Here is a 12,930-nt window from a genome sequence, read left to right on the forward strand (position 1 = left end):
CGATCCGTTTCCCGCCCCTTCGGCCTGTCCCGGTGCCGTCAGGCCCAGAAGGAGAGGCCGGTGCCGCCCAGCATGGTCGAGTCCTGCTGGGTCAGGCCGAGCGCGGCTGCCGTGAACACGCGGCTGCGGGTGGTCGTGGGGCCGGAGGTGGCGCCGGGGAAGACCCAGGCCGCACCCGTGTAGTCGTTCTCACCGAAGCCGCCGACGAACAGCTCGGGCCGGCCGTCCCGGTCCACGTCCCCGACGGCGACCGTGGTGCCGAACTGGTCGTCCGTCTCGGAGGCGTCCGGCACGTTCGCGCTGTCCTGGCTGAAGAGGTACGAGCCGGTGCCGAGGGCGCCGGTGCGGCGGCCGGGGACCACGGTCACCTGGCCCGCGTACACCTGGCCGCCCAGGGTCTCCGACGGGGCGCCGATCACGATGTCGGCCAGTCCGTCCCGGTTCAGGTCGGCCACCGTGAGCGCGGCGCCGAACGCGTCGCCCTTCTCGCTGGTCTCCGGGACACCGGCCGTGTTCTGCGTCAGCTGCTCGGGCACCGTGTCGGGCGTGATGCCGGCGGCCGAGCCGCGCCAGACCAGCACCCGGCCGCCCACGGCACCGTCCACGCCGTCCTGCTCGGGGTCCCACGGGTCGCCGGCGACCAGGTCGGTGTACCCGTCGCCGTTGACGTCGCCGCTCGCGATGACCAGCCCGTTGCCGTTCAGGGCCTTGCGGTACCCGGTGGTCGTGTAGACCTGGCCGCCGCTGAGGTCGCTCAGGCCCACGGTGACGACGGCCGGGTCGGTGGTGCCGTTGCCGTCGAAGTCGCCGAGGGCGACGCCCAGCGGCGAGGCGGTGTTCTGGTCGAGGTGGACCGAGCCGTAGCGGCCGGTGCGGGCGAACGGGCCGTCGAACAGGACGGTGCCGTGCCAGCCGCTCACCCCGACGCGGGTGCCGGTGCCGGCGGTGCGCACGGTGACGTCCAGTCCGTAGAACGCGGGGTCCGTCTCCGGCGTCGGCAGGTCGGTGCCGCCGGCCAGCCCGTTCGGGCCGCCCCACAGCACGGTCACCGACCCGGCGTCCGTGCCCAGGGCTGTGTCCTCGTAGGGCGTGCCGACGACGAGGTCCGCGTAGCCGTCCCGGTCGAGGTCGGCCGTCGCCGTGGACGAGCCGAACGCGTCGGACGCCTCCGCCGCGTCGGGAACGCCCGCGGAGTTCTGGGTGATCACGGCCCGCCGGGTCGGCGACAGCCCCGCCTTCGCGCCGTACAGGACGACGACGGCGCCCGCGCCCTCCTTGCCGGCGACGTTCGCGCCGGGTGCCGACAGCACGGCGTCGCGGTAGCCGTCGCCGTTGAAGTCGCCCGGTGCCGCGTCGTGCACGGCGGCCGCCGGGGCCGCGGGCAGCAGCGCGCCGCCGAGCAGCGCGGCCAGCAGGACGGCGGCGGAGCGCGGGGCGCCCCTGCGCGGACGGTCGTTCATGGCCGTGGATCCCCTCCCCCTCGGGGCGCGCACGTCACACCCCCTCGCGGAGCCTAGAGGGAACGCGCGAGGAACCGGGTGCCGTGGCGGAAAAAAGATCACGACGGGCGGCAACTCCTGGGCGGGCGGCGGCCACTGACAGGAGTACGACCGTTCCCTCCCGCTCTAAGGAAGTCCCCGTGGCAGCTCCCTCCCACCGCCGGTCCCTCCGCCGCCGCCGTGCGCTCGTCGTCTCCGCCGCCGTCGTGGCCGCGGGCGTGGGTGCCGGTGTCGTCGTGTTCAGCGCGAACGCCGGGACCGTCGACCTGTACCACCAGACGCTCGCCGCGAAGGACGGCTGGGCCTCCTCCGGTACGGGCACCTCCGGCGGGGCCAAGGCCGACGCGGCCCACACCTTCACCGTCTCCACCCGCGCCGAGCTGGTGAAGGCGCTGGGCTCGGTGTCCGACACCACGCCCCGCGTCATCAAGGTCAAGGGCACCATCGACGCCAACACCGACGCGAGCGGCAGGAAGCTCACCTGCGCCGACTACGCCGCCGGCACCGGCTACTCGCTGAGCGCCTACCTGAAGGCCTACGACCCCGCCACCTACGGCCGTTCCAAGCTGCCCTCCGGCACGCAGGAGAACGCGCGGGCCGCCGCGCAGAAGAAGCAGGCCGCGCAGATCGTCTTCAAGGTGCCCGCCCACACCACCGTCGTGGGCGTGCCCGGCACCGGCGCCGGGATCACCGGCGGGTCGCTCCAGATCCAGAACGTCGACGACGTCATCGTCCGGAACCTGACGTTCGCCGCGACCGAGGACTGCTTCCCGCAGTGGGACCCGACCGACGGCGACGACGGCAACTGGAACTCCGCCTACGACGCGGTGACCCTGCGGGGCGCCACGCACGTGTGGGCGGACCACAACACGTTCACCGACGCGCCGCACTTCGACAGCGCCAACCCGAAGTACTTCGGCCGCGAGTACCAGATCCACGACGGCGCGCTCGACATCACCAAGAGCTCCGACCTGGTGACCGTGTCGCACAACCAGTTCACCAACCACGACAAGACGATGCTGATCGGCAGCAGCGACAGCGAGCCCGCGGGCAAGCTGCGCGTGACGATCCACCACAACGTGTGGAAGGGCATCGTCCAGCGCGCCCCGCTGGCCCGGGTCGGCCAGGTCCACCTCTACGACAACTTCTACGACGTCACGGCCGTCAACGGCTACGCGGTGCAGTACAGCATCAACTCCCGCGCCAAGGCCCAGGTCGTCGCGGAGAACAACTACTGGAAGGTCCCCTCGTCCGTGCAGGTCGCCAAGCTGCTCAGCGGCGACGGCACGGGCGCGGTCAAGGGCTCCGGCAACCTCGTCAACGGCACGGTCACCGACCTGGTCGCCGCCTACAACGCGGCCTCGTCGAAGGACCTGAAGACCACGGTCAACTGGACCCCGACCCTGACGACGGGCCTCGAACCGGCGACGAACCTCCCGACGACGCTGGCGACGACGACGGGCGCGGGCGTCCTCAAGTAGTCACGCGGCGCCGTCTCCCTCGTAGCGCGGCAGATCCTGGGTGGAGATGGTCCAGTCGGCGATGGTGACGTCCTCGCCGTACACGAAGTCCTTGCGAGTGGCGTAACGGGGGCCGGCGGGGGTGTCGTGGATGTCGGTGAGGACGGCGCCGGTGCCGGTACGGGGGTCGAAGACCGCGTAGACGGGGATGCCGATCAAGGGGTAGTCGCGCACCTTGGTGACCCAGTCGTTGTCCGGGTTGGAGCGGGACACGACCTCGATGGCGGCGATGAGCGTCCGAGGATCGAAGGCCCCCTGCCCCTCCATGTCCGCCTCGGCGATCACCATGATGTCGGGGCGGCGCATGATGCCTTCCGGCTCCATCTCGACGTCGGGTTCGCCTGTGTGGGCCACGATCTCCTCGGGCATCACCTTCTCCAGGCGTTTCCGGAGACGCAGGGCGGTGAGTTCGTGGGGCCGCACCGGCGACATCATGTCTAGGACGATTCCTTCTTTGGTGATCTCGAACTTGCCGGGAAGGGTGCCGTCCGTGGATTCCACGAAGTCGCGCATGGCCCGGTAGAGGTGGGAGGCGCCCTGCTGCGCGTTGTCCGGGGCGATGGTCATGGCGCTCGCTCCTCGTCGTTCGTGCCCAGGGGCAAGGATCGTCACGTCCATGCTAGGCGGCCTCCGGAAGAGCAGGGCGGCAGTCGCGGCAGCGGCCGGGGGTTGGGGCGCGGAACGGGCGGTCGCAGCCGTCGCAGGTCTGGAACGGGTGGCGGGGGGTGGGGCGAGGGGTGAACGGGGGGGGGGGGGGGAGGTGGGCCGTCAGGCGGTGGGCCAGGAGGGCGGCCGGGCGGGTCAGGGGCTCCTGCGGGAGGTTCGCGGTCAGGGCCTGGCGCACGGCCGTGGGGGTGAGGTCCCGCTCCAGCCAGGCGGCGACCCCGGGGGCCAGGTGTTCCGCGTCGGTCGCCGACAGCAGCAGGCGGGGGTCGTGGCGGCGCAGGCCCGCCAGGACGTCGACAGCCGTGCGGAGGAGGGCGGGGGCCGGGTACGCGGGCTGCGGGACGGCGGGGAGGCGCTTACGGGGGGCCGGTTCGTCGGGGGTCGTGCGCCGGGCGGGCCTGCGGGGGGTCGCCTCGCGCGCGGCGGCCCGGTGACCCGGGCGGTTGCAGGACACCGTGCGGGTGACGATCCGGCCCGTCGCGGTGCGCTCGCGGCATCGGCGCAGGTACCCGTGCTTCTCCAGCTCGCGCAGCGCCGCCGCGATCCGGGTCGGGCCCTCGGGGAAGCGGGCCGCGAGGGTCTTGATGTCGACGGCCGTGCCCGGGCGCACCGACTGGATGTGGCAGGCCAGTCCGATGGCGAGCAGGGACAGCTCCGGGTGCTGCGCCAGGTCGTTGCCGATCACCGTGAAGTTTTCGGTGTGGCGGACGTGTTCGTGGACGACGCCGGCCGGACGGTACCCGGCGGGGTGGTTTTTCGCCGGGACACGGGACTCGGCGGGGGTGGTCGCGCTACGGTTTTCGGTGTCCATCGGGAAGCTGTTTCCTTCCTCGGTGGTCAGGCCCTCGCACTGGGATGGCAGTCCCGGCGAGGGCCGTCGCATGTCTGGTGTTGTCGTGTGCTGCTGGCGCTGAGCGTAGGGCACGCAACCGGGTGCAAATCCAGCTCAGTTGGGCATATTCACTCGCCGGGGTGACGTTGTCCGGCGGGAGGGAGGGGTGGGGTTTGGTGGGGTGCCTTTTCCCCGGTGGGTTGTTCTTGGGGAGCGCAGGTCCGACCGGCGCGTGGGGGCTCAGGTTCCGGTGACTGCCTTGCTGGGTGGGTGACTTCGGCCCACACCGTCTTGCGGGGCGGCAGGCCCGGGACGACCCCCCAGCGGTCGGCCAGCGCGGCCACCAGCGCCAGGCCCCGGCCGCCTTCGGCCCCCTCGTCGGCGGGTCGGCGGTGCGGGAGCCGGTCACCGCGCGTGTCCGTCACCTCGATGCGGAGGGTCCCGCCGACCACGTACAGCAGGAGCCGGAAGTTGCGGCCCGGTACGCGGCCGTGGGTGGCGGCGTTGTTCGCCAGCTCGGCCACGATGAGCCGCGCCGGGTCCAAGGGCAGTCCCCAGCTGCGCAGTTGCTCGGTGGCCAGCAGGCGGGCGAGACGGGCGCCGCGCGGGGTCGGGGACAGCAGGACGCTGAAGTTCTGGATCACGTCACTCAGCGTGGCCGGATGCGCCTACCGTGGGGAGTGACACCGTGCTTGCGTACGGTGACTGTCCGGTCGTTGTCCGGCGGTGTCCGGGCCTGTCGGGGGGAGAACGCGCATGTCGGTGGACGGTGAGGTCCGGCGTCTGAGGACCGAGGCCGACGAGCCCGGGTGGGAGGTCGACCCGGACGACGAGTGGGGCGTGGCCGTCGTCGCCACCGTGGGGCGGCAGGTGAAGCTGCGGCGCGAGGCCGTCGGCATGCGGGCCGGCGAGTTCGGCCGGGCCGTGGGGTACGGCGAGGACCTCGTCTACAAGATCGAGAGCGGGAAGCGCATCCCCCGGTCCGAGTTCCTGGACAGGGCGGACGAGGTGCTCGACGCGGGCGGGCTGCTCGCAGCGATGAAGGAGGACGTGGCCAAGGTCCGCTACCCGAAGAAGGTGCGGGATCTGGCGGACATGGAGGCGCGCGCCGTTGAGATCGGTGTGTATGAGTGCAGCAACATCCCGGGTCTGTTGCAGACGCCGGAGTACACCAGGGCGCTGCTGGAGTCGTGGCTGCCTGCCTACACACCGGAGGACCTGGAGCGTCGAGTGGCCGCTCGTGCGGCACGGCAGGCCGTCTACGAACGTTCCCCGGCGCCCGCGTTGAGCTTCGTCCTGGAAGAGGCAACGCTCCGCCGCAGGGTTGGAGGCACAATGGTCCGGCGGCAGCAATTCGAACGCTTGCTGGAGGTGGGGAGGTTGAGGAGCGTCTCCCTCCAGGTGATGCCGATGGACAGTGCGCCCCACCCCGGCATGAGCGGCAGGATCGAGTTGCTGAAGTTCGAGGACGGAGCCGCTGTGGGGCGCTCCGACGGCGCCTTCAACGGTCGGCCGATCCACGATCCCAAGCACCTGCGCATCCTCGAACTGCGGTATGGCACCATCCGGGCTCAGGCCCTCCCGCCCCGGGAGTCGCTGGCGCTGATCGAGCACCTGCTGGGAGAGACATGAACCGCAAGGACACCGTTGAGCTGACGTGGTTCAAGAGCAGTTACAGCAGTGGCCCTGACGGTGACTCCTGCGTAGAGGTCGCGCACACCCCCGGCACCATCCACGTCCGTGACTCCAAGTACCGCGACACCAGCCCCCGGCTCGCCCTCGCGCCGCAGGCCTGGGCCGACTTCCTGGTGCTCGCCGCCGGGCGTTAGGGCTCCGGGTCCGCGTCCGGGGACGCGCCCTCCTCCAGCAAGCGTTCCGCGATGTCGTCGGACCACTGCTGGGCCCAGGCCCGCAGCTCGGGGATGGAGGAGGCGTCCAGGCCGTACGCCGTGAACGCGCTGTCCGGGTAGTAGTCCGAGCCCGTGAGGCGGGACTGGAGGGTGGGCAGGTCGAAGGCGTCGCGGGCGTGGCGGCGGCCCAGTTCCTCCAGGTCGGGGAAGCCGAAGCGGGCGGCGGCCGCGCGGGCGTCGATCAGGTCGACGGCGGCGCCCCGGTCGTAGAGGGCGCGGATCTTGGTGCCCACCGTGTCCTCCAGGGCCAGTACCGGCCCGAGGTCGCTGTCGGCGAGCGGGTGCCGCAGGGCCTCCTTGTGGAGGGACAGCTCGCTCGTCTCCCCCGTTTCCGGGTCCGTGACCGTGAGCTGCGCCGACAGCGGGGTCAGGGAGCGGACGGCCACCTCGTGGCCCCGGTCGGTCAGCGCCCGCTCGACGGCGGCGGCGACCTCCTCCATCGGCTCCGGGCCCTCCGTGGCCAGGTCGACGTTGGCGTGCGGGCGCTCGATCAGGCCGTGGGCCTCCAGGGCGTGGCCGCCGGCCAGGGCCAGCGGGTGGGACAGGCCGGCGGCGCCGACGTCCGCGAGGAGGCGTGCGTGGGGTGCGGGAACGTTCACGGGGTGTGGAGCGTAGCGGTCCGCGTCCACACCCCGCTGGTTACGCGCTGCGCGCTCAGGCGTCCTGGCCGCCGAAGCGCTCCTTGTAGCCCTCCAGGTCCTCGTCCGTCAGCTTCGCGAACAGCACCGGCGGGACCGTGAACGGCGTACCGGCCGGGAGCGCCGTCAGCGACTGCGCCTCGTCCGCGGTGACCCAGCGCGCGGTGTCGTCCGCCAGCGTGAACGCGGCGCGCATCGCGGCCGACGTGGTCGGGATGAACGGCTCGGAGACCACCGCGTACAGGTGGATGAGGTTCATCGCCGTGCGCAGCGTGAGGGCCGCGCCGTCCTTGTTCGTCTTGATCTCCAGCCAGGGGGCCTTCTCCTCCAGGTAGGAGTTGCCGGCCGACCACAGGGCGCGCAGCGCCGCCGCCGCCTTGCGGAACTGGAGGGCCTCCATCTGCTCCTCGTACTCCGCGAGCAGCCGGGCGATCTCCGCGCCGAGCTTCGCCTCCGCCTCGCCCGGCTCGCCGCCCTCGGGTACGGCGTCGCCGAAGCGCTTGCGGGAGAAGGACAGGACGCGGTTGACGAAGTTGCCGAGGGTGTCGGCGAGGTCCTTGTTCACCGTGGCCGTGAAGTGCTCCCAGGTGAACGACGAGTCGTCCGACTCCGGGGCGTTGGCCATCATGAAGTAGCGCCAGTAGTCGGCGGGCAGGATCTCGAGCGCGTCGTGCGTGAACACGCCCCGGCGCTGCGAGGTGGAGAACTTGCCGCCGTAGTAGTTCAGCCAGTTGAAGGCCTTGATGACGTCGACCTTCTTCCACGCGGCACGGGTGCCCAGCAGGGTCGCCGGGAACATCACGCTGTGGAAGGGGACGTTGTCCTTGCCCATGAACTGCGTGTAGTGGACGTCCGTGTCGGACTCCCACCACCACGAGCGCCAGTCGCGGTTCTCCGGGTCCTGGTCCGCCCACTCCTTCGTCGCGCCGATGTACTCGATCGGGGCGTCGAACCACACGTAGAAGACCTTGCCCTCGGCCGCCAGGTCCGGCCAGGTGTCCGCGGGGACCGGGACGCCCCAGTCCAGGTCACGGGTGATCGCCCGGTCGTGCAGGCCCTCCGTCAGCCACTTGCGGGCGATCGAGGAGGCCAGCACCGGCCAGTCGTCGGCGCGCTCGTCCACCCAGGCCTCGACCTCGCCGGCCAGCGTCGACTGGAGGAGGAAGAGGTGCTTGGTCTCGCGGACCTCCAGGTCGCTGCTGCCGCTGATCGCCGAACGCGGCTCGATCAGGTCCGTCGGGTCCAGGACGCGGGTGCAGTTCTCGCACTGGTCGCCGCGGGCCTTGTCGTAGCCGCAGTGGGGGCAGGTGCCGATGATGTAGCGGTCCGGGAGGAAACGGCCGTCGGTCACCGAGTAGACCTGGCGGATCGCCCGCTCCTCGATGAAGCCGTTCGCCTTCAGCTCGCGGGCGATCTCCTGGGTGATCTCGTGGTTCTGCGGGGAGGAGCTGCGGCCGAAGTAGTCGAACGCCAGGCTGAACCCGTCGTAGATCGCCTTCTGCTGCTCGTGGGCCTGGGCGCAGAACTCCGCCACCGGCAGGCCCTGCTCCTGGGCGGCCAGCTCGGCGGGGGTGCCGTGCTCGTCCGTCGCGCAGATGTAGAGGACGTCGTGGCCGCGCTGGCGGAGGTAGCGGGAGTACACGTCCGCCGGGAGCATGGACCCCACCATGTTGCCCAGGTGCTTGATCCCGTTGATGTACGGAAGGGCGCTGGTGATGAGGTGTCGAGCCATCGGGGGCTGCTCCCAGGTCGGGTTGTTTTACGAACCTGGAAATGGTAGCCGACATGGGTCGGCCGCCCGCTTGCCGTTTTACGGGGTGGGAAGCGGGCGGCCTGGGTGCGTTTTCCTGCGGGCGCTTACAGGTGTTTACGGGCGCCAGTTCGTGAGGACGCCCTCGTAGAGCTCGGCGTCCGTCAGTTCGCGGGGGGTGGGGCCCGCGTGGAAGAACGACACGTTGTCCGTCTTCAGCTTGCGGAGGTAGTCGAACGCCTTGTTGTCGTGCTCGCCGAACGCGACGAAGGAGAAGAACACCTCCGGGTGCTTCTTCGCGGCGTCCGTGAGGGCCTGGGTGGCGGGGGTCTTCGCGTCGGGCGCGCCGTCCGTCTGGAAGATCACCAGGGCGTTGGGCTTGGGGCCCTTGGACTTCTTGTGCTGCGCCTCGTGGTGCGTGAGGACTGCGTCGACGGCGGCGTGGTAGCTGGTGCGGCCCATGCGGCCGAGGGAGGCGTGCACGTCGTCGATCTTCGTGGCGCGGTCGGGGTCGGTGGGCGTGAGGTCGGTGGTGCCGTCGACCTCCGTCGAGAAGAAGACGACGTGGACGGTGGGGGTGTCGGCGGGGTCCAGGTGCTCGGCGAGGGCGAGGGTCTGGTCGGCGAGGGCCTGGGCGGAGCCGTCCTTGTAGTACGGGCGCATGCTCGCGGAGCGGTCGAGGACGAGGTAGATCTTGGCGGGGGTGTGCTGTCTGTTGAGCTTGGCGAGGGCGTGGGCGACGGGGTTCTGGGGCTCGGGTACCTCGGCCTCGGCTTCGCCTTCGGCCTCGGTCTTGTTCCCACCCGCACCACCCGTGCCGGTTTCGTCGTCGGGTGCGGGTGGCCCCTGCGGGGCGTCCTCGCCGTCGGCGGCCCCGGGCTCGTCCGGCTGCGGCTCGGCCTCGGCTTCGCCTTCGGCCTCGGTCTTGTTCCCACCCGCACCACCCGTGCTGGTTTCGTCGTCGGGTGCGGGTGGCCCCTGCGGGGCGTCCTCGCCGTCGGCGGCCCCGGGCTCGTCCGACGTCGGCTCGTCCTCGACGGCCTCCGGCGTCTCGGCCTCCGGCTCCGCCGCGACCGGCTCCTCGGTCTTCGGCTCTGCCGCCTCGGGCTCGTCGGGCACCGGCTTCTCAGCGACGGGCTCCTCGGTCTCGGGCTGTGCCTCGGCCTTCGGCTCCTCGGCTATCGGGTCCTCCGCCGGCTCCGTCGCGGCGGGCGGCTCGTCCTGGGCCTCGGCCTTCTCCTCCACCTGCGGCTCCGCCGCGACCGGCTCCTCGGCGGGCTCGTGCTCAGCCTGGTCCTTTTCCTCGGCCTCGGGCTCCGCCTCGGCGGCCGGCTCTTCCTCGGCCTTGGGCTCCGCCGCGGCCGGCTCCTCAGCCGGGCGCTCCTCCGTCACCGGCTCCTCAGCCGGGCGCTTCTCGGCCTTGGTCTCTTCCTCGCCTCTGGGCTCCGCTGTGGCCGGCTTCTCCTCGGTCACCTGCTCCTCGGGCTCCCGTTCCGCCGTCGGAGACTCCTGCTTGGGGACCGTGACGTTGTCGAAGGCTGCTGCCACCAGCTCGTGTTCGTCGTCCGCCGCCGTGCGGGGCTCCGGGATCGTCGCCGTCTTCGGCGGGTCCGACGTCGTCGCCTGCTTCGGGGGGTCCGCGACCGGCGTCTGCTCCGAGGGGGCCGCGACCGGTGCCGTCGGGGTTGCCTCCTGGGAAGGGGACGCATCCTCCGGCTGGGCGCCCCGGTCCTTGCGTGACCTGCTGAACGCGTTTCGCAGGAGAGTGAGAATGCCCATGTGCGCAACCCTTCGCGTGAGGTGAGCCGTCGATCCCTGGCCAGGACGGACACGTAAGGTTAGCGGCGGTCGGTGTCAATACCGCCCCCTGGCCTCAGGAACCGTGCCGCTGCCCGGGATTCACCCGTCGTTCACCGCCGCGCCGCGCCCCCGCTCGGACGCGCCCCTAGCGTCACGTCCATACCAAGGGCACGCAAGGGGAGAGCAAAGTGCGCAAGCTGCTGCCGATCATCGGGACGCCGTCCGCGGCCCATCCCGGCGGGCGTTCCGCCATGACCTGTCGCTTCCGGTGTGGTGACGCCTGCTTCCACGAGGTCCCCAACACCAGCGACAACGCCTACGTCGGTGACGTCATATCCGGCGCGCTCAGCCGCCGTTCGATGATGCGCGCCGCCGCCGTCGTGACCGTGGCGACCGCCGCCGGCACCGTGGCGGGGACCGTGGGGGCTCCCGCTGCCTCCGCCGCACCGGCCCGGAAGGGCGACGGTGCGCGCGGGCTCCGTTTCGACGCCGTCGCGCCCAACACCACCGACGCCGTCGTCGTACCGGACGGGTACCGGCAGAACGTCGTCATCCGCTGGGGCGAGCCCATCCTGCGCGGTGCCCCCGCCTTCGACCCCGAGCGCCAGACCGCCGCCGCCCAGGCCGGTCAGTTCGGGTACAACAACGACTTCCTCGCGCTGCTGCCCCTGCCGGGCGAGTGCGACCGGCAGCTCCTCGTCGCCAACCACGAGTACACCGACGAGGTGCTGATGTTCCGCGGCTACGACGCCGCCGACCCCACCCGGCAGCAGGTCGAGGTCGCCTGGGCGGCGCACGGTCTGTCCGCCGTCGTGGTGGAGGAGGACCGCCGTACCGGCAAGCTCACCCCCGTGCCGCGCCACCACCTCAACCGGCGGGTCACCGCGACCACCGAGTTCCGGCTCACCGGGCCCGCCGCCGGGTCGGACCTGCTGAAGACCTCCGCCGACCCGACCGGCACCAAGGTGCTCGGCACGCTGAACAACTGCTCCGGCGGCACCACCCCGTGGGGCACGACCCTGCACGGCGAGGAGAACTTCAACCAGTACTTCGCCAACAGCAGCCGCCCCACCGACAAGCGGTACGGCATCGGCACCGGCGCCACCGAGCGCAAGTGGGAGCGTTTCGACAAGCGGTTCGACGTCGCCCAGGAGCCCAACGAGGTGCACCGGTTCGGGTACGTCGTCGAGTTCGACCCGTACGACCCGTCGTCCACGCCGCGCAAGCACACCGCGCTCGGGCGGTTCAAGCACGAGGCCGCCACCGTGCGGCTGACCGCCGACGGGCGGCCCGTCGTGTACTCCGGTGACGACGAGCGGTTCGACTACTTCTACAAGTTCGTGAGCAGCAAGCGCATGAAGAAGGGGTCGGGCCGCGCCGTGCGCGAGCACAACCTCTCGCTGCTCGACGAGGGCACCCTGTACGTCGCCCGGCTCACCGGTGACTCCCCGGCCGCCGACATCGACGGGTCGGGCAAGCTGCCCGCCGACGGCGAGTTCGACGGCAGCGGTGCGTGGATCCCGCTGGCCACCGCCACCGCCGACGGCGCCGTCTCGCACGTCGAGGGCATGACCGCCGACGAGGTGTTCGTCTTCACCCGCCTCGCCGGTGACAAGGTCGGCGCCACCAAGATGGACCGGCCCGAGGACATCCAGCCCAACCCGGTCTCCGGCAAGGTGTACGTCGTCCTCACCAACAACAGCAACCGCGGGGTCGGGGCCAACGCCAAGGCGGACGAGGCCAACCCGCGCACCGCCAACAAGCACGGGCACATCCTGGAGCTGACCGAGCGCCGCAACCGGCCGGAGTCCCTGACCTTCGCCTGGTCGCTGTTCCTGGTCGCCGGCGACCCGGACGACCCGGCGACCTACTTCGCCGGATTCCCGAAGGACCAGGTCAGCCCCATTTCCTGCCCGGACAACGTGGCCTTCGACCCGCACGGCAACCTGTGGATCTCCACCGACGGCAACCAGCTCGGCTCCCACGACGGCCTGTTCGGTGTGGCCACGCGCGGCGAGCGGCGCGGTGAGCTCAAGCAGTTCCTGACCGTGCCGACCGGCGCCGAGACCTGCGGCCCGATCGTGCAGGACCGGCGCGTCCTGGTCGCCGTGCAGCACCCGGGCGAGATCGACGGCGCGTCCGTGGAGAAGCCCGCGAGCACCTGGCCCGACGGGCCCGGCCGGATCGTGCGTCCCGCGGTCGTCGCGGTGTGGCGGGCGGACGGGCGGGACGTCGGCGTCTGAGGCGTCTCCCGTGTGACGTCGCGCGTGTGACGTCGTCCGTGTGACGTCGTCCGTGTGACGTCGTCCGTGTGA

The 12,930-nt window shown here is 71.5% G+C and carries 11 protein-coding genes; 4 read left to right on the top strand and 7 right to left on the bottom strand.

What is annotated here, in order from left to right; genetic code table 11:
• Positions 1-38: 38 nt before the first annotated feature.
• Positions 39-1,460 carry an FG-GAP-like repeat-containing protein gene (locus E4U91_RS18115; RefSeq protein WP_137307825.1) on the bottom strand — a complete coding sequence of 474 codons (1,422 nt, stop codon included), beginning with the start codon at positions 1,458-1,460 and terminating at the stop codon, positions 39-41.
• 179 nt (positions 1,461-1,639) lie between these two features.
• On the opposite strand from E4U91_RS18115, the gene E4U91_RS18120 reads away from it, so the two are divergent.
• Positions 1,640-2,980: a pectate lyase family protein gene (locus tag E4U91_RS18120; RefSeq protein ID WP_137307826.1), complete on the top strand. Its 1,341-nt coding sequence runs from the start codon at positions 1,640-1,642 to the stop codon at positions 2,978-2,980.
• Here the strand turns inward: E4U91_RS18120 and E4U91_RS18125 are convergent, their stop codons facing one another.
• The 3 genes from E4U91_RS18125 to E4U91_RS18135 form a co-directional block, all read right to left on the bottom strand.
• Positions 2,981-3,586 (bottom strand): Uma2 family endonuclease, encoded by a 606-nt coding sequence (locus tag E4U91_RS18125; protein ID WP_137307827.1) that lies wholly within the window; start codon positions 3,584-3,586, stop codon positions 2,981-2,983.
• A gap of 52 nt (positions 3,587-3,638) precedes the next feature.
• Positions 3,639-4,496 (bottom strand): helix-turn-helix domain-containing protein, encoded by an 858-nt coding sequence (locus E4U91_RS18130; protein ID WP_137307828.1) that lies wholly within the window; start codon positions 4,494-4,496, stop codon positions 3,639-3,641.
• A 149-nt stretch (positions 4,497-4,645) separates the two neighbouring features.
• Positions 4,646-5,161 (bottom strand): ATP-binding protein, encoded by a 516-nt coding sequence (locus E4U91_RS18135; protein ID WP_137307829.1) that lies wholly within the window; start codon positions 5,159-5,161, stop codon positions 4,646-4,648.
• 112 nt (positions 5,162-5,273) lie between these two features.
• Here E4U91_RS18135 and E4U91_RS18140 point away from each other — a divergent pair, with 112 nt between their 5' ends.
• The gene (locus tag E4U91_RS18140; RefSeq protein WP_137307830.1) at positions 5,274-6,149 is read left to right on the top strand and encodes a helix-turn-helix domain-containing protein; all 876 of its coding nucleotides are present in this window, start codon (positions 5,274-5,276) and stop codon (positions 6,147-6,149) included.
• Positions 6,146-6,346, top strand: coding sequence for a DUF397 domain-containing protein (locus E4U91_RS18145; protein WP_137307831.1), 201 nt, complete (start codon positions 6,146-6,148; stop codon positions 6,344-6,346). Before E4U91_RS18140 ends, E4U91_RS18145 begins: the two co-directional genes overlap by 4 nt.
• Here E4U91_RS18145 and E4U91_RS18150 read toward each other — a convergent pair.
• The 3 genes from E4U91_RS18150 to E4U91_RS18160 form a co-directional block, all read right to left on the bottom strand.
• Positions 6,343-7,026: a nucleotidyl transferase AbiEii/AbiGii toxin family protein gene (locus E4U91_RS18150; protein WP_137307832.1), complete on the bottom strand. Its 684-nt coding sequence runs from the start codon at positions 7,024-7,026 to the stop codon at positions 6,343-6,345. The two genes, E4U91_RS18145 and E4U91_RS18150, sit on opposite strands and share 4 nt — an antisense overlap.
• Before the next feature lie 55 nt (positions 7,027-7,081).
• Positions 7,082-8,797 carry a methionine--tRNA ligase gene (metG, locus tag E4U91_RS18155; RefSeq protein ID WP_137307833.1) on the bottom strand — a complete coding sequence of 572 codons (1,716 nt, stop codon included), beginning with the start codon at positions 8,795-8,797 and terminating at the stop codon, positions 7,082-7,084.
• 135 nt (positions 8,798-8,932) lie between these two features.
• Complete coding sequence (locus tag E4U91_RS18160) at positions 8,933-10,594, bottom strand: VWA domain-containing protein (RefSeq protein WP_137307834.1); 1,662 nt, start codon at positions 10,592-10,594, stop codon at positions 8,933-8,935.
• Between the two features lie 209 nt (positions 10,595-10,803).
• Here E4U91_RS18160 and E4U91_RS18165 point away from each other — a divergent pair, with 209 nt between their 5' ends.
• Positions 10,804-12,858, top strand: a complete 2,055-nt coding sequence (locus E4U91_RS18165; protein WP_137307835.1) for a PhoX family protein — start codon at positions 10,804-10,806, stop codon at positions 12,856-12,858.
• Positions 12,859-12,930 lie beyond the last annotated feature (72 nt).

This window comes from Streptomyces lasalocidi, from assembly GCF_005280215.1.
Lineage (GTDB): Bacteria > Actinomycetota > Actinomycetes > Streptomycetales > Streptomycetaceae > Streptomyces > Streptomyces longwoodensis.

Bases quoted from the DNA above. Each gene is read 5' to 3' on its own strand.
- E4U91_RS18115 (WP_137307825.1), bottom strand. From the start codon at position 1,460: ATGAACGACCGTCCGCGCAGGGGCGCCCCGCGCTCCGCCGCCGTCCTG.
- E4U91_RS18125 (WP_137307827.1), bottom strand. From the start codon at position 3,586: ATGACCATCGCCCCGGACAACGCGCAGCAGGGCGCCTCCCACCTCTAC.
- E4U91_RS18130 (WP_137307828.1), bottom strand. From the start codon at position 4,496: ATGGACACCGAAAACCGTAGCGCGACCACCCCCGCCGAGTCCCGTGTC.
- E4U91_RS18140 (WP_137307830.1), top strand. From the start codon at position 5,274: ATGTCGGTGGACGGTGAGGTCCGGCGTCTGAGGACCGAGGCCGACGAG.
- E4U91_RS18145 (WP_137307831.1), top strand. From the start codon at position 6,146: ATGAACCGCAAGGACACCGTTGAGCTGACGTGGTTCAAGAGCAGTTAC.
- metG (WP_137307833.1), bottom strand. From the start codon at position 8,797: ATGGCTCGACACCTCATCACCAGCGCCCTTCCGTACATCAACGGGATC.
- E4U91_RS18160 (WP_137307834.1), bottom strand. From the start codon at position 10,594: ATGGGCATTCTCACTCTCCTGCGAAACGCGTTCAGCAGGTCACGCAAG.